This window comes from Dactylosporangium sp. NPDC049525 (assembly GCF_040676755.1).
In the GTDB taxonomy this organism is placed as follows: Bacteria; Actinomycetota; Actinomycetes; order Mycobacteriales; family Micromonosporaceae; genus Dactylosporangium.
In genome coordinates, this window is sequence record NZ_JBFAPO010000112.1 from 1 (window position 1) to 20,354 (window position 20,354).

The following is a 20,354-nucleotide window of genomic DNA, read 5'->3' on the forward strand; positions in this document are numbered from 1 at the left end:
CCGTGGTGACACCGACCGCGAGCAGCGCTGTGCGCCACCTGATGCGTTTCGTTACTGGCATGGGGGTCCTGTTCTGGGCGGGCATGACCGTCCGATGACCCGGTGCCCGCCCCACTCGTCAGCGCCAGGTCTCATCCAGGGTGATGGTGCCGCCCGACGGGGTGCTGACCGTGCGGTTCGGGTCGCTCTCCCACACCACCGTGCCGGCGGCGTCCTTGCGGATGTACTTGTACTCCACGACCGCGGAGCCGGGCAGGGTCACCTGACCCGTCCACGTCGCGTCGGCGGACTTGGTCAGCGGCACCGCGTTCGCCGGATCCCACGATCCGATCGACGGGGCGGCGCCAACGACGTACACCTGCTGCCCGGGCTCCTCCGAGACGTGCAGCGTCACGTTGGCCTGGACGGTCGCGCCGGCCTCCCAGCCGTCCGAAGTGGACAGCCAGCCGTCGGCGGGCACCGTGGCGGTGCGGTTGGGGCGGCTCTCCCAGGTGACGGTGCCGTCGGCGGCAGGCTTCACGTACTTGTACTCGATCGCCGTGCCGGCCGGGATCTGCACCCGCGCCGTCCACTGTGGATAGCCGGTCGAGGCGAGCCGGACGCCCTTCGCCGGGTCCCAGGCGCCGAGGGCCGGGGCGTTGCCGACGAGGACGAGCCGCTCGCCGGGGGCGACGACCGCGTACGCGGAGAAGCTGACCGCGGGGGCGGCGGCTGCGACCGGGCGGGACACGCGGTGCTGGACGTCGATGGCGAGGGTGCTCAGGCCGGGCACCGTCGTGGTCAGCGCGCCGCCCTTGGCGACGGTGACGGTCGGACCGGTGCACCGGTTGCCGCGCACGGTCCCCTTGGTGACGTCGCAGTACGTGCCGGCCGGCAGGCCCGTGTCGAACGTGCGGGTGACGGCGGTGTTCTCCCGGTTGAGCACGACGTAGCCGCGGCCCTCACGGGCGAACGCGATCGCGTTGTCGCCGTCGCTCCACCAGTGGCTCACCGGCGCGGTGCCGGCGGCGTTGCGGAAGCCGACCATGCCGGTGGTCGCGGTGTCCTGGTGCTGGCAGAGCCAGCCGCCGGGGCCGCTGGTGACGCCGCCGCAGCGCACGGAGCGCAGGTCACCGTCGGCCGATGCGCCGGGCGGGCCGGCGTCGGTGCTGGTGAAGCCGTAGCTGGACAGCACCAGGGGGCGCCCGTAGGGCCAGGCGAGGGAGAAGGCGTTGCCGAGCGCGAACAGCGGCCCGTCCTTGTACGTCAGGGTCGCGCCGCTCTGGTCGCGTTCGGTGTCGTGGCTGTCGACGTAGACGACGGCGGTGCCGCCGGGGGAGAAGCCCCACGCCTCGCCGAACTGGTCGAGCCAGCTGAGCTTGCCGGTCTTCACCACCCGGCTGATCTGCTGGCCGTAGGCGTCCTCGATGACGTCGCCGTTGGGCAGGTAGTCGGCCTTCGGGATCGGGGCGTTGCCGAGGACCTCCTGGTACAGGTACGCGGGGCGCTTGAGCTTGGCCTTGATGGCGGCGAGGTCGGCGGCCGGGATGTGCTTGGCGGCGTCGATGCGGAACCCGTCGACGCCGAGGCGGATCAGCGAGTTGAGATAGCCGGCGATGTCGGTGCGGACGTCGTCCTGCTCGGTGGCGAGGTCGGACAGGCCGAGCAGCTCGCAGTTCTGGATCTCCCACGCGTCGTTCCAGTCGTGGATCCAGCCGTCGTCGTTGCGGCCGCAGTGGTGGAAGTCGGTCGTGTCGTACAGGCCGGGGTAGTCGTACTTGCCGAAGCGGGTGCCGCCGCTGCCGGTGCCGCCGGTGGCCTGGCCGGACATGTGGTTGATGACGGCGTCGACGTAGACCTTCACCCCGGCGCGGTGGCAGGCCTCGACCATGCCGGCGAACTCGCGGGTGTTGCCGTAGCGGCTGTCGAGCTTGTAGCTGACCGGCTGGTACGCCTGCCACCAGGGATAGCCCTGGGCGGGTAACTCGACGTGCTCCTGTGGCGGGGTGACCTGCACGGCGGCGTAGCCGGCCGGGCCGAGGGTGGTGCGGCATTCGTGGGCGACGTCGCGCCACGGCCATTGGAAGAGGTGCGCGGTGACGTCCTTGCTGGAGCTGGACGCTTGCGCGGGAGGGGCGCTGAGCCCGACGGCGGTCAGGGCGAGCACCGCCGCGAGCAGGAGGGGTCGCTTCAACGAATACGCTCCACTGTAGGTGACTTGCAGAGTGTGCAAAGTCTTGCAAGAGCGCCCTGATGCTAGCTTCCCGTAACGCGCCGGTAAAGACCTGTTGATCTTTGCAAGATGGCGTCGGAGTTTCAGCAGCTCAGATGTAATGCGCGCGGTGAGGAACTGGTGATTTTTGCAAGAACCTTGACATACGTCAATCGTCCAGATCAGTCTTCCTCCACGCGTTGCCATGCCCCGCCGGGCTGTCACGTCGGTCGGTCCGCCACCGCATCGATGTACGCAAGGAGCACCCATGCCCCGCAGAAGAACCCTGTTGCTCACCGTCCTGACGCTGCTGGCGTCGCTGCTCTTCGTTCCTGCCCTCGCCGCCGCGGGCACGACCGTGACCGTCTACTACAAGCCCACCGCCGCCTGGACCACCGTGAACATCCACTACGCCCCCAACGGTGGCGCGTGGACCGCCGTGCCCGGCGTGGCGATGAGCACCGCCTGCACCGGCTGGTTCAGCAAAACCATCGACCTCGGCTCCGCCACCGGCCTGCAGGTGGTGTTCAACAACGGATCCGGGACCTGGGACAACAACTCGGGCCGCAACTACTCGCTCGGCAGCGGCGACGTCACCGTCACCGGCGGCGTCGCGGGCACCGGCAACCCCTGCGGCGGCCAGCCGACCCCGACCACGCCGCCGCCCACCGGCAACACCGCCACCGTCTTCTACTCCACCGCCGGCAAGACGTGGCCCCTCGTCAACATCCACTACGCGCCGACCGGCGAGGCGTGGACGGCCGTCCCCGGCGTGCCGATGAACGAGACCGCGTGCGCCGGCTGGGTGAAGAAGACCGTCGCCCTCGGCGCCGCCACCGGCATGCAGGCCGTGTTCAACAACGGCTCCGGCACCTGGGACAACAACAACGGCGCCAACTACCGCCTCAACGCCGGCACCTCACGGGTCGCCGGCGGCGTCGTCACCGGCAGCGCCACCGACCCGTGCGCGGCCGTCCCGCCCGACACCACCCCGCCGAGCATCCCCGGCGGCGTCACCGCCACCGTCGACCACGTCACGGTGACGCTGTCCTGGACCGCCTCGACCGACGACCGCGGCGTCACCGGCTACCAGCTCACCCGCACCCCCGGGCCCGTCCAGCTCACCAGCGCCACCAACGGGTATATTGACGGCGGGCTCGCGCCGCGCACCAGCTACACGTACACCGTGAAGGCCGTCGACGCGGCCGGCAACCTGTCCGGCGCGTCCAGCACCGTCACCGTCACGACCGGCGACGCGCCGCCGCTGCCGGCGGGCGGGTCGATGCTCGGCGGTGACCCGCGCAAGGAGAGCATCTACTTCGTTCTCACCGCCCGCTTCTACGACGGCGACACGTCCAACGACCGCGGCGGCAGCCAGCACGTCAAGTCCGGCAACGCCGCCAACAACGACCCCATGTTCCGCGGCGACTTTAAGGGCCTCGTCGACAAGCTCGACTACATCAAGGGCCTGGGCTTCTCCGCCATCTGGATCACGCCGGTCGTGCTCAACCGCTCCGACTACGACTATCACGGCTACCACGGCTGGGACTTCTTCCGCGTCGACCCGCGCCTCGAGTCACCCGGCACCAGCTACCAGGACCTCATCAACTCCGCGCACGCCAAGGGCCTGAAGATCTACCAGGACGTGGTCTACAACCATAGCTCCCGGTGGGGCGCTCGCGGGTTGTACGTGCCGACGGTGTGGGGCGCCCGCGACGGGCAGTGGGACTGGATGTACAGCGAGAAGGTCCCCGGCGCCACCTACAACCCGCTGAACGAGAACTCGCTCGGCCGCGCCTACAACGGCGACCTGTGGTCCACCACCGCACCGGCCGGCAACACCTGCCCCAACTACGGCCTGCCCAACGGCTACTACAGCCCCGAGGGCTACACCATCCACAACTGCCAGTGGCCGAGCCCGACCGCCAAGATGTTCCCCGCCTCGCTGTACCACCAGTGCTGGATCGGCAACTGGGAAGGCGAGGACGCCCGCTCCTGCTGGCTGCACGACGACCTCGCCGACTTCAACACCGAGAACCCGGTGGTGCAGCAGTACCTCATCGACGCCTACAACTCCTACATCGACATGGGCGTCGACGGGTTCCGCGTCGACACTGCCGTGCACATCCCGCGGGTCACCTGGAACCGGCGCTTCCTGCCGGCCCTGCAGCAGCACCTCACCCAGAAGTACGGCGCGGCGAAGGCGAACGACTTCTACGTCTTCGGCGAGGTCGCCGCGTTCGTCAACGACAAGTGGAACCGCGGCTCCGTCAACCACTCCGCGCAGTTCTACACCTGGAAGGAGCGGCGCACCTACGTCGCCGACGACGTGCAGGCGGCCCTGGACCAGTTCAACTACGAGAACCAGCTCGGCACCGCGAACCAGCCGGTGTCCACCAACGCCTTCCTGGTCGGCAACGACTACCACGCGCCGGATCACAGCCAGTTCTCCGGCATGAACATCATCGACATGCGGATGCACATGAACTTCGGTGACGCCGCGAACGCCTTCAACAACGGCAAGGACTCCGACGACAGCGTCAACGACGCCACGTACAACGCCGTGTACGTGGACTCGCACGACTACGGGCCCAACAAGTCCTCCACCCGCTACGCCGGCGGCACGGACGCGTGGGCCGAGAACATGGATCTCATGTGGACGTTCCGCGGCGTCCCGGTCCTCTACTACGGCTCGGAGGTCGAGTTCCAGGCCGGCAAGCAGATCGACTGCGGACCGACGTGCCCCCTGGCCAACACCGGCCGGGCCTACTTCGGCTCCTATGTGGAGGGTACGGTCGTCGCGTCCGGCTACGGCACCGTCGCCAGTGCCAGCGGACCGGTCGCGACCACGCTGAGCAAGCCGCTCGTCCAGCACGTCCAGCGGCTCAACCAGATCCGCCGCGCGGTGCCGGCACTGCAGATGGGGCAGTACTCCACCGCGGGCGTCTCCGGCGGCATCGCCTACAAGCGCCGCTACACCGCCGGCAGCGTGGACAGTTTCGTCCTCGTCGCCGTCTCCAGCACCGCCACCTTCACCGGCATCCCCAACGGCACGTACACCGACGCCGTCACCGGTGACGTGCAGACCGTCGCCAACGGCACCCTCACCGCCACCGTGACCGCCAAGGGCGCCATGCGCGTCTACGTGCTGTCGCTGCCCGGCAACCCCGCGCCGGGCAAGGTCGGCACCGCCGGCCCCTACCTCCGCTAGAAGGTTTGGAGACACCCCTGATGAAACGCACCCTGAGTATCGGCGCGGTCGCGCTCGCCGTGGCCGGCGCGCTCGCCTACCCGCTGTTGTCCGCCGACCGCTCCGCCGACGCGTCCGTCGCGTCCGACGACGTCATCGCCAACCTGTGGTCGTGGCCGTGGACGTCCATCGCCACCGAATGCACCAACGTGCTCGGCCCGGCCGGCTACGGTGCCGTGCAGGTCGCCCCGCCGGAGGACTCGATCAGCGTCGCCGGCCACCCGTGGTGGGACATCTACCAGCCCGCCGCCTACGACCTGAACAGCCGCATGGGCACCAGCGCCCAGTTCGCCTCGATGGTCTCCACCTGCCACGCGGCCGGCGTCAAGGTCTACGTCGACGCGGTCATCAACCACATGACCGGCGCCAACCAGTCCTCGACCACCGCGTACGGGCCGGCGTCGTTCACGAACAACTACAGCTACCCGAGCGCCGGCTACGGGTACAACGACTTCCACCACAACGGCGGCGCCTGCCCCCAGGCGGACAACCAGATCCACGACTGGAACAACCAGACCGAGGTCTGGAACTGCCAGCTGGTCGGCCTGTCCGACCTGGCAACCGAGACCGACTACGTGCGCACGAAGATCGCCGGGTACCTCAACAACCTGATCAGCGTCGGCGTCGACGGCTTCCGCATCGACGCGGCCAAGCACATGGCCCAGGCCGACCTGGCCGCCATCAAGGGCAAACTCACGAACCAGAACGTGTACTGGACGCAGGAGGTCATGCCCGGCGGCAGCGGCAATCTGTCGATGGCCGCCTACGAAGGCATCGGCGGCGTCCTGGAGTTCAACTACGCCACCAACCTCAAGAGCCAGTTCCAGGGCAACATCGCCAACCTGCAGACGTTCGGCACCAGCTGGGGGCTGCGCCCCACCGACAAGGCGACCGCGTTCGTGTCCAACCACGACACCGAGCGCAACGGCTCCACCCTGAGCTACAAGAACGGCAGCACCGACACCCTCGCCACCGTCTTCATGCTGGCCTGGAACTACGGCACCCCCAACGTCATGAGCTCCTTCTCCTTCTCCAACACCGACGCGTCCCCGCCGGCCGACGGCAACGGCTACGTCAGCGCCGTCACCTGCGGCAGCGGCTGGGAATGCCAGCACCGCCAGCGCTCCATCCGTAACATGGTCGGCTTCCACAACGCCACCAAGGCGAACACCACCGTCGGCAACTGGTGGAGCGACGGCTCGAACGCGATCGCCTTCTCCCGCGGCGTCAATGGCTGGACCCTCATCAACAACGGCTCCGGCTCCGTCGCCTCCCGCACGTTCAGCACCGGCCTGCCGGCGGGTGTCTACTGCGACGTCATCCACGGCGACTACACGGCCGCCACCTCCTCGTGCAGCGGCCCGACCGTCACCGTCAACGGCTCCGGCCAGGCCACGGTCGGCGCCAACGCCAAGGACGCCGTCGCGCTCCACGTCAACGCCCGCGTCACCGGCGGTACCCCCTCACCGACCCCGTCCACGTCGCAGTCGCCGAACCCGTCCGGCGTCTCCTTCACGGTGACCGGCGCGCCCACCGGCAACCCCGTCTACCTGGTCGGCTCCGTCGCGGCCCTGGGCGCGTGGAACACCGCCAACGCCATCCCCATGACCGCCTCGGGCTCGGCGTGGACGGCGTCCGTGGCCCTGCTGGCGAACACCGCGGTGGAGTACAAGTTCATCACCAAGACCAGCGGCGGCGCCGTCACCTGGGAACCGGGGAACAACCACACGTACACGGTCCCCGCCGGCGGCACCGGCACCATCAACACCAGCTGGAACGGCTCCTCGACCACGAACCCGGCGGTGACCTTCAACGCCACCGTCACCACGGTCCCTGGCCAGAACGTGTACGTGGTCGGCTCCATCGCGGCCCTCGGCTCATGGAACACGGCGAACGCGATCGCCCTGTCCTCGGCCACCTACCCCGTCTGGTCCGGCACCGTCACCATGCCGGCCAACACGGCGGTGGAGTACAAGTTCATCAAGAAGGACGGCGCGGGCAACGTCACCTGGGAGAGCGGCGCGAACCGCACCCTGAACACCGGCACCGCCAGCCAGACCGTCAACGCCACCTGGAAGTAACCCCACCACAGAGCCCGGGTCCTCGCCGAGGACCCGGGCTCTGGCTCACGCCACCCGCCTCCGGCCGTGGCCGAAGATCTCGATGACGAGGTTGGCGCAGCCCCCGATGGTGCCGGCGAGGAGCAGGAACATGCCGGTGTTGTGATACCTCATGGCGCTGTTGGACGGTGCGTCCTCCACGTCGAAGCTCAGCCCCGCGCCTTCGACATGGACGGGTTTGCCGCGGTACAGCGTCACCTTGACCGCAGTGCCCGCGACCTCGGAGATGGTCCCGGAGATCATGACGTCCACGGCGAAGTGGCGACCGTCGACGTCCAGCTCGGCCCGGTCGCTGGTCAGGTCCGTCATCGTCCCGTCGAGGGTGAACTGGCACGCCGTCGCGGTGAACACCTGACCCGCGGTGCAGAACGGCGCGGCCTGGATCCGCTCCTGCGCGGCGGAGCTGCGCCCGGCGAGCACCAGCAGCACCGCCCCGGCCACCCAGCAGCCCGCCATCACCACAAGCGTGCTCCGCACGCTGAGCCGCGCCGCCCACCACATGCGTCGATCGTGTCACCTCACCGCCGCGCCTGTCCGGCCCGTGCCGTGCCCAGGTGGTGCGACACCGTCGCCAGCTGCATCCGCAGATGCGGAACCGGCCCTGGAAGCGAACCTCCAGAGCCGGTCGGCAGGGGACTGCTACGCGCGCAGCCAGGCGGCCGCGTCGGGCGGGAGCAGGTCGCCGGTCAGGTCCACGCTGGACAGCACGACGGAGCCGGCAGGCACAGGGACTGGGGCCGCCGACAGGTTGACCACGCAGCGGAGGCCCTCCCGCTGGAAGTCCAGGACGTCGGCGGGGGAGGGGTGCCACGTCAGCGGGCCGGTGAACGTGCGCCGCAGGCGCAGCGCCTCGCGGTACAGCTCCAGGAACGAAGAAGGCACGCCCTGCTGTGCGGACACGGCCAGGGACGACCAGTCGGGCTGCGGCAGCCAGGAGCGGCCGGTGGTGGAGAAGCCGTAGGCGGGTGCGTCCGCGGTCCACGGCAGCGGCACGCGGCAGCCGTCGCGGCCTGGGTCGGTGCCGCCGGAGCGGTGCCACACGGGGTCCTGGCGGGCGTCGTCGGGCAGGTCCAGGACCTCGGGCAGGCCGAGCTCCTCGCCCTGGTACAGGTAGACCGCGCCGGGCAGGGCCAGCATGAGCAGCGCCGCGGCGCGGGCGATCGACGGGGAGCCGAAGCGGGTGAGGTGGCGGGCCTTGTCGTGGTTGGACAGCACCCAGGTGGTCGGGGCGCCGACGCTGTCCGCGGCCTCGATGCACGCGTCGATCGTGGCGCGCAGCGCGGCAGCGGACCACGGCGCGGCGAGGAAGTCGAAGTTGAACGCCTGGTGCAGCTCGTCGGGGGCGACGTAGCGGGCCAGCCGCAGCGGGGTGGACGCCCACGCCTCCGCGACCGCCATCCGGTCGCCGGGGTAGGAGTCGAGGATCTTCCGCCAGGCGCGGTAGATCTCGTGGACGCCGTCCTGGTCGAAGTACGGCAGCGGCTCGCGGCCGAGCAGCCCGATCTGCTGCGGGTGCCCGACGGACGGCAGGCCGGCCTCCTTGATCATGCCGTGGGCGACGTCGATGCGGAAGCCGTCGACGCCGCGGTCGAGCCAGAACCGCAGGACCGACTCGAACTCGGCGCGCACGTCGGCGTTGTCCCAGTTGAGGTCGGGCTGGCCCGGGTCGAACAGGTGCAGGTACCACTCGCCGTCCGGGGTGCGGGTCCAGGCGCGGCCACCGAAGATGGACTCCCAGTCGTTCGGAGGCTCATCAAGTGAATCAGCTGAAGGCCGGAAGATGTACCGGTCCCGGGCCAGGGATCCGGGCGGCGAGGCGAGGGCCTCGGTGAACCAGGCGTGCTGCGAGGACGTGTGGTTGGGCACGATGTCGACGATGACGCGGATGTCCAGGGCGTGCGCTGCGGCGAGCATCGCGTCGAAGTCGGCGAGGGTGCCGAACAGCGGGTCCACGTCGCGGTAGTCGGCGACGTCGTAGCCGCCGTCGACCATGGGGGAGCGGAAGAACGGCGTCAGCCAGATCGCGTCGACGCCGAGGTCGCGCAGGTACGGCAGGCGCTCGCGCAGCCCGATGAGGTCGCCCTCGCCGTCGCCGTTGCCGTCGGCGAAGCTGCGGACATAGATCTCGTAAATGGCAGCAGTGCGCCACCAGTGCGAAGAAGGCACAGTGAAGGGGTCCCTTGCGCTGAAGAGGGGCGAAGATCAGCGGGCGACGATGCCCGTCGAGCCGCGGACCACGAGCTCCGGGTTGAAGAGGTACTCGGAGTGCGGGGTCGGCTGCCCGTTGATGGTGTCGACGAGGGCGCGCACGGCGGCGTTGGACATCGCCCGGACCGGCTGTCGCAGGGTCGTCAGCGGCGGGTCGGTGAAGGCGATGAGCAGCGAGTCGTCGTAGCCGACGACGGAGACGTCCTTGGGCACCGAAAGACCGCGGGCGCGGGCGGCGCGGATCGCGCCGAGCGCCATGAGGTCCGAGCCGCAGACGAGGCCGGTCGCGCCGCGCGCGATGAGCCGGTCGGCGGCGGCGGCGCCGCCCTCGACGCCGAAGAGGGACAGCTCGACCATTTCCTCGAGGCCGTGCCGCTGCATCGCCGCGCGGTAACCGGTGAGCTTGCGCTGCACCGGCAGGTAACGGTCGGGGCCCGAGATGAGGCCGATGCGGGTGTGGCCGAGTGAGGCCAGGTGGTCGACCGCCGTCTGGCTGGCGAGCCGGTCGTCGCAGGAGATGCAGGGCGCGTCGAGGCCGGCGACGAAGCCGGTGATCATCACGATCGGCAGGGGCCGGTCGATCAGCTTGCGGTAGCGGTCGTGATCCGCGGTGGTGTCGGCGTGCAGGCCGGAGATGAAGATGATCCCGGCGACGGACCGGTCCAGCAGCATCTCGACATACTCGTCCTCGGTCACGCCGCCCGGGGTCTGCGTGCACAGCACGGGCGTGAAGCCGTGCTGCGCCAGTGCGGACTCGATGATCTGGGCGAAGAGCGGGAAGATGGGGTTCTCCAGCTCGGGCGTGACCAGTCCGACGAGGCCCGCGCTGCGCTTGCGCAGCCGCTCGGGGCGCTCGTAGCCGAGCACGTCGAGCGCGGTGAGGACGGCCTGCCGCGTGTCCGCGCTGACGCCGGCGCGGTTGTTGAGCACGCGGGACACCGTCGCCTCGCTGACCTCCGCCTGCCGGGCGATATCAGCGAGCCGGGCACGGGGTGGCTCGGTGGACATAGGCCGACTGTAAAGCATCGAACCGCCATTTGTGAAAGGTCGATGCAAGGTCTTTCATTCGCCGCAAGGTCTTGCTAGCGTTCGGCCACGGCGCACGGGTGTCGTTGGAATCGCGACCCGACACCCGTCCGTCACACCCCGCTCCACACCCCAGTTCAGGCATTCCCGTGGCTCCGCAAGACCACGTCAGCGGTCGCAAAGCCGTGGACGCAGTCATGCCCGGAGACCGCGCACCACCCTGCACACCCTGCTCGCCTCACGCCCCGGCGCCCAACGCCGCGGGCGGCCGAGGCACACCCCTGTCCGAACAGGAGAAACCCCATGCGCATCCGCATCACGGGTGTCGTCACCCTTGCGGCTCTGTCGTTAGTTCTCACCGGCTGCGGCAAAAGCGACGGCGACAAGACGAGCTCCGCCGGCGCGTCCAAGGCTGCCGCCGGCGGCACCCTCACCATCTGGGCCGACGACCAGCGCTCCGCGGCCCTCAAGCCGTTCGCGGAGAAGTTCGGCAAGGACAACGGCGTCACCGTCGAGGTCCAGGCGGTCTCCAAGGACCTGCAGACCAACTTCGTCACCGCCTCGCAGTCCGGCAAGGGCCCGGACATCGTCGTCGGCGCGCACGACTGGATCGGCAACCTGGTCCAGAACGGCGCGATCGACCCGGTGCAGCTGCCGGAGGCGCAGAAGTCCGCGTTCGCCGAGGTCGCGGTCAAGGCCGTCACCTTCAACGGCCAGCTCTACGGCGTGCCGTACGCGATCGAGAACCTCGCCCTCATCCGCAACACCGACCTCGCGCCCACCGCGCCCGCGTCGATCGAGGACCTCGTCAAGGCCGGGCAGACGCTGAAAACCGCCGGCAAGGTCACCAACATCATGTCGCTGCAGGTCGGCGCCAACGGCGACGCGTACCACGCGTACCCGCTGTACGCCTCCGCCGGCGGCTACCTCTTCGGGCAGAAGGCCAACGGCGACTACGACCCCGCCGACCTGGGCGTGGACAAGCCCGCCTCGGTCGAGGCGTTCAAGAAGATCGCCGCCCTCGGTGAGAAGGGCAGCGGCGCGCTGACCCGCTCCATCACCGGCGACAACGCCATCCCCACCTTCACCGGCGGCAAGACCGCGTTCCTCATCTCCGGCCCGTGGGCAGTCGCCGACATCAAGAAGGCCGGCGTCAAGTACGACATCACGCCGATCCCCGCGTTCGCCGGTGGCAAGCCCGCCCAGCCGTTCGTCGGCGTGCAGGCGTTCTACGTCGCCAGCAAAGGCAAGAGCAAGGCCCTGGCCAACGAGTTCATCACCAACTACCTGACCAAGCCCGAGCTGCAGGTCGCGCTGTACCAGGCCAACCCGCGCCCGCCGGCGCTCGTCGCCGCGCTCGACCAGGTCAAGGGCACCGACCCCGACATCCAGAAGTGGCTGGACGCCGGCAAGGGCGGCGCCGTGCTCCCCGCGATCCCGGCCATGGCCGCGGTCTGGGACCCGTTCGGCAAGGCCGAGGCCGCGATCGTCGGCGGCGCCGACGTGCAGACGACTCTCGCCGCCGCCGGCAAGGCGATCACCGAAGCGATCAACAAGTAACGATGATGACGACGACCCAGCGGGGAGGCGGCTCGCTCGCCGGCCCCACCATCAAGATCGCCCTGCTCGGCGCCGGGTTGGCGCTGGCGATCGCGGCCGCCCTCCCGCTGGTCGACGCCCACGCCTGGGGCTGGCTCGCGGTGCTCGCCGCGACCACCGCACTGCTCTTCTACGTCTACCTGACCCCGCGGCACATCGCCGCGAAGTACCTCGTGCCCGGCACGCTGTTCCTGCTCGCGTTCCAGGTCGTGCCGGTGCTGTACACCGCCAGCACCGCGTTCACCAACTACGGCGACGGGCACCGCGGCAGCAAGGCCGACGCCGTCACCGCCGTGCAGGGCGCGTCGGTGAAGCAGATCCCCGGCTCCCAGGAGTACGACCTGGCCGTCGCCACCCGCGAGGGCGCCATCGTCTTCCTGCTCGTCGACAAGACCGGCGCGACGTTCGTCGGCGACGGCACCGGGCTGCACCCGGCCCAGTTCACCGTCGACGGCCGGAAGATCGTCGAGGCGGACGGGTACACCCTGCTGAGCCTCGGCGAGGCCAACCTCCGCAACGACGACATCCTCGCCTTCAGCGTGCCGACCGGCGAGGGCGCGGTCCGCGCGTCCGGCCTCACCCGCGCCTACAACGGCCAGGCCACCCAGTTCTACGACAAGGCCTGCGACTGCATCACCGACCGCGGCACCGGCAAGCAGTGGACGGCCGACAACGACGCCGGCAGCTTCGTCGCCGCCGACGGCGAACGGCTCCCGCAGGGCTGGAAGGTGTCCGTCGGCCTCAGCAACTTCACCCGCGTCCTCACCGACTCCCGCATCTCCGGGCACTTCCTCGGCACCATGGCGTGGAACTTCGCGTTCGCCATCGGCTCGGTGCTGGTCACGTTCGGCCTCGGCCTCGGCTGCGCCCTGGCCCTCAACGCCGACAAGCTGCGCGGCCGCAGCCTCTACCGGGTGCTGCTGGTGCTGCCCTACGCCATGCCGGGCTTCGCGATGCTGCTCGTCTGGCGGGATATGTTCAACCAGCAGTTCGGGCTGATCAACCGGCTCTTCGGCGTCGACGTGGACTGGTTCGGCCAGCCGTGGACGGCCAGGCTCGCGGTCATCCTCGTGCAGCTGTGGATGGGGTACCCGTACATGTTCCTCGTCGCCACCGGCGCGCTGCAGGCCATCCCGAAGGAGATGACGGAGGCCGCCACGATCGACGGTGCCTCGATGTGGCAGCGCTTCAAACAGGTCACCCTGCCGCTGCTGCTGGTCGCGCTGACACCGCTGCTCATCGCCTCGTTCGCGTTCAACTTCAACAACTTCAACGCGATCTACCTGACCACCGAGGGCGGCCCGTTCCCGCCCGACGACTCCAGCGTCGGCGCCACGGACCTGCTCATCACCTACACGTACCGGCTGGCGTTCGGCGGCTCCGGCGCCCAGTTCGGCTTCGCCGCGGCCATCTCGGTCTACATCTTCGCCATCGTGGCGATCGTGTCGGTGATCGGCTTCCGCCGCAGCCGCAAGCAGGAAGAGGTGTACTCATGAGCAGATGGATGCGCCGCATGGGATGGCGGCACGCGGCCGGGATCGTGGCGGTGATGTTCTCGCTCTTCCCGATCGTGTTCGTGGTCTCCGCGGCGTTCAACCCGGTCGGCTCGCTGAGCTCCACCGAGCTCTACCCGACCGGCGCCAGCACCACCAACTTCGCCGACCTGTTCACCAAGACGGCGTTCAGCCGCTGGTACCTCAACTCCGTCGTCATCGCACTGACCGCGTCGGCCGCAGGGGTGTTCCTGTCGGTGCTCGCCGCCTACGCGTTCTCCCGGATGCGCTTCGCGGGCCGCCGGGTCGGGCTGATGGCGCTGCTGCTCATCCAGATGTTCCCGCAGTTCCTCGCCGTGGTCACCATCTACCTGCTGTTCTCACAGATCGGCGACTACTACCCGGCGTTCGGCCTGGACAGCCCATGGGGGCTGATGCTGCTGTACCTCGGCGGCGCGCTCGGCGTCGGCACCTGGCTGATGAAGGGCTTCCTGGACACCGTCCCGCGGGAACTGGACGAGTCCGCGGTCATGGACGGCGCCACCCACGCGCAGACGTTCTTCCGCATCACGCTGCCGCTGATCGCGCCGATCCTCGCGGTCACCGCGCTGCTCGGCTTCATCGGCACCATCAACGAAGTCCTCCTCGCCAACGTTTTCCTGCGCTCCGACGACTCCAAGACCCTCGCCGTCGGCCTCTACGGCCTCATCGCCGGGCAGCGCAACGCGAACTTCGGCATGTTCTGCGCCGGGTCGCTGCTGACCGCGATCCCGACGGTGCTGGTCTTCCAGTCGTTGCAGCGGTACATCGTGTCGGGGCTGACCGCCGGTGCGGTGAAGGGATGATCCACCACGACGGGTCCGCCCTGCACGTGCCCGACCAGGCCCCAGCGCTGGACTCCGAGGTCGACGTCCACCTGCGCACCTCGCCCGGGGTCGCGCAGGTGCACGTGCGGTCCCTCGTGGACGGCGAGCCGCGCTTCTCCGAGGCGACCGCCGAACGCCGCGGCAACGAGCTGTGGTGGCGGGCGACCCTGCCCGTGCACAACCCCGTCACCCCGTACCGGTTCCTGGTCGACGGCAACTGGTACTCCGCGGCCGGTCTTGCGGACCACGAGGTCTCGGACGCCACGGACTTCAGGCTGGTGGCGCACCCCGCGCCACCGGCCTGGATCCGCGACGCGACCATCTACCAGATCTTCCCCGACCGGTTCGCCCGCTCGCCCGCCTACGCCGAACGGGCGCTGCCGTCGTGGGCGGTGCCGTGCGGCTGGGACGCCCCCGTCATCGGCCGCGGCGAGCTCACCGGCCGCCAGATCTACGGCGGCGACCTCGACGGCATCATCGGCCGCCTGGAGCACATCCAGTCCCTCGGCGCCGACACCGTCTACCTGACACCGTTCTTCCCCGCCGGCTCCAATCACCGCTACGACGCCGCCACCTTCGACGCCGTCGACCCGCTGCTCGGCGGCGACGCGGCCCTCGCCCGGCTCGCCGACGCCCTGCACGCCCGCGGGATGCGGCTCATCGGCGACATCACCACCAACCACACCGGCGACCGGCACGAGTGGTTCCTCGACCCCGCCGCGCAGGACCGCTACTACCGCACGCCCGACGGCGGGTACGCCTCCTGGCTCGGCGTACCGAGCCTGCCGAAGCTCAACTGGAACTCCACCGGGCTGCGCAAGGCGTTCGTCGACCCGCTGCAACGGTGGCTGGAGCACCTCGACGGCTGGCGGGTCGACGTCGCCAACATGACCGGCCGGCACGGCACCGACGACCTCACCCACGAGGTGTCCCGGCTCGTCGCCCGCGCCGTGCGCGACGTGCGCCCCGACGCGATGCTCGTCGCCGAACACTCTCACAGCGCCGGCGGCGACCTCGACCTGGACGGCTGGCAGGGCACGATGAACTACGCCGGCTTCACCCGTCCGCTGTGGACCTGGCTGCGCGCGCCCGATCTCGCGCTGCCGGACTTCCTCGGCGTCCCCGGGGGAGTGCCGACCCGCGGCGGCGACGCCGTGGTGCGCTCGATGCGCTCCGCCGCGGCGAGCATGTCGTGGCGGTCGTGGACCCACTCCTGGACCGCGCTGAGCACCCATGACACGCCCCGCGTCCGCACCGTCCTGGGCGACCCGGACCGGGTCGAGGTCGCCGCGGGCCTCCTGGCGACCCTGCCGGGCGTGCCGATGCTGTTCGCCGGCGACGAGCTCGGCCTCACCGGCACGAACGGCGAGGAGTCCCGGCGCACCATGCCGTGGCACGACGAGCCGAGCTGGCACCGGCCGACCCTCGCCCGGTACCGCGCGCTGCTCGGCCTGCGCCGCGCCCACCCGGCGCTGCGCCACGGCGGGATGCGCCTCGAGCACGCCGGCGCGGACACCATCGCGTTCTGGCGGGAGACCGCGCAGCAGCGGATCCTGGTGTTCGCCCGCCGGGCGTCAGGCCCGCCGGTGCAGCTGCCCGGCCTCGAACGCGCGGTCAACCTGTACGGCGGCGCCGTGAACGCACCGTCCGACGGGCCGACCTTCCAGGTGTGGTCGGTCGATGGCAACTGATGGCAACAAATATTGACCGTCGGTGAAGGCGTCAGGACACTGAAGGCGTTCGGAGAGCGCTCTCTCGGGCATACCCGCCGCCGCCACCGAGTGGAGACCACGCCTGATGCACGTCCGCCGCTTCGCCCTGCCCTTCGTCACCGCCGCCGCACTCGTCCTGGGTCTGTTCCCGGGTGCGGCGGCGGCGTACACCACCGTCCACACCGGCTCCGGACGGCCCGCGCTCGCGTTCGCGAACAACCGGCTCTACGCCGCGTGGACCGGATCCACCTCCGGCACCGCCGGCAAGCAGCTGATCGTCGGCTGGTCCGTCGACGGCGGGCACACCTTCACCAAGGACAACAGTGTCGTCGAGCGAGTGCCCGAGGGTGAAGGCCCCGCGCTGGACGCCGACGGCGTGTTCGGCTACGCCTTCGGGGTCTACCTCGCCTGGTCCGCGGCCAACAACGCCAACACCCTCAGCGTCGCCTACACCATCGGCAACGGCCTGAAGTGCCGCACGGCGTTCACCGGGGTCCGCACGCTGCGCTCGCCGGCGATGGCCCGCGACGCCCTCGGCCGCCGCTGGATCGCGTGGACCGGGCTGGACGGCCGGCTCAACCTCGGCCGCCTCGACAGCATCGGCTGCGGCAGCAACGGCGTGCCCAACGGCATCGCACTGCTGGACCGGGTCACCCTCGCCGACGTCACCGCCGCGGGACCGGCGCTCGTCCAGGACGACTCCGGCGCCGGCAACGGCCTGATCCTCGGCTGGACCGGCGCGGGCAACACCATCAACCTCGCCACCTTCACGCCCGGCTCGGCCACGCTGACCAACCGCTCCGGCGTGTCGCAGCCCGGTGAGGTCTCCACCGGCGGCGGGTTCTCGCTGACCTCGCACCCGTCGGACCTGTACATCTGGTTCCGCGCGCCGGACGGCACCGTGCACCGCGGTTACTCCCAGGGTTGCCGGCCGACCTGCTTCTACACGTTCCCCTGGGAACTGCCCGCGGCATCCGGCGTCGGCACGGCCACCGACGGCTTCCACGACACGATCGGCTACTTCGACCCGAGAGGGAAGCTCAGCGTAGCCACGTATTGACAGGTTGGCTGCCTATCGCGGAGAGTTCGGACGGGGCTTATTTCAAGTCCTGAAGTTTTCCGTGCACTCCCCGCCAGGAGCAACCCACATGGTCCCAACCCGACCGTTGCTTGCCCTCAGCGTCCTCGCCGCGTCCGTCGTCGCCCTGAGCGTGCCCAGCGCTCAGGCCGCCGCCACCAGCGTGCAGGTCTACTGGAGCTCCGAGTCCCGCACCGCCGGCTACGAACCGAAGAACGGCAACTGGTACACCAACCCGGCCACCGGCCTCGCCGGCACGCCATACCAGCTGTCCCGGCAGGCCGACGTGCCAGTCGTCGCGGCGGCCGGTACCCCCACCATCACCGTCGACACGAACAACCGCTTCCAGACGATCCTCGGGGTCGGCTCGTCGCTGGAAGAGTCCACGGTCTACAACCTGTCGCGGATGAGCGCCACCGCCCGCGACCGGGCCCTGCGCGCGCTCGTCGACCCCGCCACCGGCGCCGGCTTCAACGTCATCCGGATCACGTTCGGCACCAGCGACTTCACGTCGCACGACTTCTACACCTACGACGACGGCGCGGCCGACCCGTCACTGTCGCGGTTCTCGATCCAGCGCGACATCGACTACAACATCATCGCCACGGTCCGCCAGGCCCTCGCCATCAACCCCGACATCAAGGTGTTCGCCAGCGCCTGGTCCGCCCCGCCGTGGATGAAGACCAGCAACAACATCATCGGCGGCAGCCTCAACACCAGCCAGATCCCGACCCTGGCCACCTACTACCGGCGGGCCGTGCAGGCATACACCGCGCAGGGCATCCCGATCCACGCCCTCACCCTGCAGAACGAGCCGCTGTTCTCCCCGCCGGACTACCCCGGCATGCTCGTCTCCGCGGACCAGGAGCGGCAGCTCGCCAAGGCGCTGCGTGCCGAGCTCACGAACAACGGTCTCAGCACCCGCATCTGGGCCTTCGACCACAACTTCTCCGAGTCGGTTTCCTATGCGGCCGGTGTACTGGGAAGCTCCGGCTCGCACTCAGACGCCTACTCCGCTGTGGACGGTGTGGCCTTCCACGACTACGCCGGCGACCCGTCCGCGATGAGCACTGTGAAGGCGTCCTACCCCGACAAGGACGTGCTGATGACCGAGCGCTCCGTGTGGGGCACCTCGGGCGCCGACCGGATCGTGCAGTACTTCCGCAACCAGGCCACCCTGTATGAGGGCTGGGTCAGCATGCTCGACCAGAACCGGGCCCCCGAACGCTGGTCCGGCTCACCCGACCCGACGATGCTCGTGCAGAGCACCAGCAACCGCGACACGTTCTGGGCCCTGCCGGACTACAACATGGTCGCCCAGTTCTCGAAGTTCGTGAAGGCCGGCGCCCGCCGCGTCTCCACCGGCTACGGCAGCACCGGCAGCGTCACCAACGTGGCGTTCCTCAATCCCGACGGCACCCTCGTCACCGTCGTGGTCAACCAGACCGGTTCCAACCAGGCGTTCACCCTGCGGGTCGGCACCCAGCAGGTGAGCAGCACGCTGCCGGCGAAGACCGTCGGCACGTACCTGTGGGCCGGCGCCAGCAGCGGCACCCCGTCCACCCGGGTCGGCCCGATCACCGGCTACGGCGCCAAGTGCGTCGACGTCGCCGGCGCCAACCCGGCCAACGGCACGAAGATCCAGCTGTGGACCTGCAACGGCAGCACCGCCCAGTCCTGGACCGTCGGCACGGACGGCACGCTGCGCGCGCTCGGCAAGTGCCTTGACGTCGCCGCCGCCAACTCCGCGAACGGCACGAAGGTCCAGCTGTACGACTGCAACGGCAGCGCCGCACAGACCTGGAGCGCGCCGGGGGACGGCACGCTGCGGGCGCTCGGCAAGTGCCTGGACGCCACCGGTCCCAGCTCCGCCGACGGCACCCAGCTGCAGATCTGGGCATGCGGCACGGGCCAGAACCAGCGGTGGACCCTGCCGGCCTGACGGCCTTCGGGTGTGGTCAGGCGCGTTCCAACACCGGGGCGCGCCTGACCCGCTCCACCCACAGCTCGAACAGCAGCGTGGTGAACGGCGGGATCGACGCGACCGCGCCCACGGCGAACCGGGCGAAGCTCCACCGCTCCGCCCTGGCCACCCACACCAGCGCGACCAGGTAGGCGACGAACATCGCGCCGTGGATCGGCCCGAAGACCTTCACCCCGACCTCGTTCTCGACCACCACGTACTTGAAGAACATCCCGACCAGCAGGCCGAGCCAGGAACACGCCTCCCCGATCGCGGCGACGCGGAACACCCGTGCGGGGCTGTTGCTCATGCTCCTACTGTGCCGCCATCCCGGACAGGGCTGAGGCCGGTCACCGTGTTGGTGACCGGCCTCACGCCAGGGGTCGTGCTGTGAGTGCTTAGTTGGAGGCGACGCCGAGTTCGGCGGTGCCGCCGCCGTTGATCTGGGTGGCGGAGGCGAAGGCGGTGTCGAGGCGGGCCTGGAGGGCGTCGAGTTCGGAGTATTCGGCGGTGTGCGAGGACTCGCTGCCTTCGGCGGCGAAGACGTGGTCGGTCTCGGCGGCGCTGTGGTCGTAGGAGGTGTAGTCGGTCTCCTCGTAGTGCTCGCCGGACGGGTTGGAGTACTCGACGTGGTGGCCCTGGTCGAAGCTGGTGTTCTCGGCTGCGGCGTGGTCCTGCTCGTAGACGTTGAACTGGTTGTTGTAGTCGGCTTCGCTGGCGTTGACCTGGTGCAGCTGGTCGAGGGACTCGTGGTTCTCGCCGGCCTCGTAGTTGCCGTAGGTGTCGTGGCCGCCGTCGTAGCCGGTGTCGCCGCCGTCGTAGTCGCTCATCGCGGTATCTCCCCTGGT

General features: G+C 69.8%; 14 protein-coding genes. 8 read left to right on the forward strand and 6 right to left on the reverse strand.

Features of this window, described 5'->3' with window-relative positions; all coding sequences use genetic code 11:
• Positions 1 to 118: 118 nt before the first annotated feature.
• Positions 119 to 2,173, reverse strand: coding sequence for a carbohydrate-binding module family 20 domain-containing protein (locus tag AB0K00_RS56540; protein WP_363539784.1), 2,055 nt, complete (start codon positions 2,171 to 2,173; stop codon positions 119 to 121).
• Between the two features lie 286 nt (positions 2,174 to 2,459).
• Here AB0K00_RS56540 and AB0K00_RS56545 point away from each other — a divergent pair, with 286 nt between their 5' ends.
• Positions 2,460 to 5,402, forward strand: a complete 2,943-nt coding sequence (locus AB0K00_RS56545; protein WP_363539786.1) for a carbohydrate binding domain-containing protein — start codon at positions 2,460 to 2,462, stop codon at positions 5,400 to 5,402.
• 20 nt (positions 5,403 to 5,422) lie between these two features.
• A complete protein-coding gene (locus tag AB0K00_RS56550) occupies positions 5,423 to 7,522 on the forward strand; it encodes a carbohydrate-binding module family 20 domain-containing protein (protein ID WP_363539788.1) in 2,100 nt (699 codons plus the stop codon).
• A gap of 45 nt (positions 7,523 to 7,567) precedes the next feature.
• Here AB0K00_RS56550 and AB0K00_RS56555 read toward each other — a convergent pair whose 3' ends face one another.
• From AB0K00_RS56555 to AB0K00_RS56565, 3 genes are all read right to left on the reverse strand, one after another.
• A complete protein-coding gene (locus tag AB0K00_RS56555; RefSeq protein ID WP_363539790.1) occupies positions 7,568 to 8,062 on the reverse strand; it encodes a hypothetical protein in 495 nt (164 codons plus the stop codon).
• A 138-nt stretch (positions 8,063 to 8,200) separates the two neighbouring features.
• Positions 8,201 to 9,727: a glycoside hydrolase family 13 protein gene (locus tag AB0K00_RS56560; RefSeq protein WP_363539792.1), complete on the reverse strand. Its 1,527-nt coding sequence runs from the start codon at positions 9,725 to 9,727 to the stop codon at positions 8,201 to 8,203.
• Positions 9,728 to 9,763: 36 nt separating this feature from the next.
• Positions 9,764 to 10,777, reverse strand: a complete 1,014-nt coding sequence (locus AB0K00_RS56565; protein WP_363539794.1) for a LacI family DNA-binding transcriptional regulator — start codon at positions 10,775 to 10,777, stop codon at positions 9,764 to 9,766.
• A gap of 321 nt (positions 10,778 to 11,098) precedes the next feature.
• Between AB0K00_RS56565 and AB0K00_RS56570 the strand changes: the two genes are divergently transcribed.
• From AB0K00_RS56570 to AB0K00_RS56595, 6 genes are all read left to right on the forward strand, one after another.
• Positions 11,099 to 12,355 carry a maltose ABC transporter substrate-binding protein gene (locus tag AB0K00_RS56570; protein WP_363539796.1) on the forward strand — a complete coding sequence of 419 codons (1,257 nt, stop codon included), beginning with the start codon at positions 11,099 to 11,101 and terminating at the stop codon, positions 12,353 to 12,355.
• Between the two features lie 2 nt (positions 12,356 to 12,357).
• Positions 12,358 to 13,890, forward strand: a complete 1,533-nt coding sequence (locus AB0K00_RS56575; protein ID WP_363539798.1) for an ABC transporter permease subunit — start codon at positions 12,358 to 12,360, stop codon at positions 13,888 to 13,890.
• On the forward strand, positions 13,887 to 14,732 hold the full coding sequence (locus AB0K00_RS56580) for a sugar ABC transporter permease (protein WP_363539800.1): 846 nt from the start codon (positions 13,887 to 13,889) through the stop codon (positions 14,730 to 14,732). The genes AB0K00_RS56575 and AB0K00_RS56580 overlap by 4 nt, the downstream gene beginning before the upstream one ends.
• Positions 14,729 to 16,444, forward strand: a complete 1,716-nt coding sequence (locus AB0K00_RS56585; RefSeq protein ID WP_363539802.1) for a glycoside hydrolase family 13 protein — start codon at positions 14,729 to 14,731, stop codon at positions 16,442 to 16,444. Before AB0K00_RS56580 ends, AB0K00_RS56585 begins: the two co-directional genes overlap by 4 nt.
• A gap of 106 nt (positions 16,445 to 16,550) precedes the next feature.
• Entirely contained in the window at positions 16,551 to 17,525 is a 975-nt protein-coding gene (locus AB0K00_RS56590) for a hypothetical protein (protein ID WP_363539804.1), read from the forward strand.
• An 88-nt stretch (positions 17,526 to 17,613) separates the two neighbouring features.
• Positions 17,614 to 19,485: a ricin-type beta-trefoil lectin domain protein gene (locus AB0K00_RS56595; protein ID WP_363539806.1), complete on the forward strand. Its 1,872-nt coding sequence runs from the start codon at positions 17,614 to 17,616 to the stop codon at positions 19,483 to 19,485.
• Between the two features lie 16 nt (positions 19,486 to 19,501).
• On the opposite strand, the gene AB0K00_RS56600 is transcribed toward AB0K00_RS56595, so the two are convergent.
• Positions 19,502 to 19,816: a DUF3817 domain-containing protein gene (locus AB0K00_RS56600; protein WP_363539808.1), complete on the reverse strand. Its 315-nt coding sequence runs from the start codon at positions 19,814 to 19,816 to the stop codon at positions 19,502 to 19,504.
• An 88-nt stretch (positions 19,817 to 19,904) separates the two neighbouring features.
• Positions 19,905 to 20,354, reverse strand: a 450-nt coding sequence (locus AB0K00_RS56605; protein WP_363539809.1) for a hypothetical protein, incomplete at its 5' end; no start/stop codon positions are given.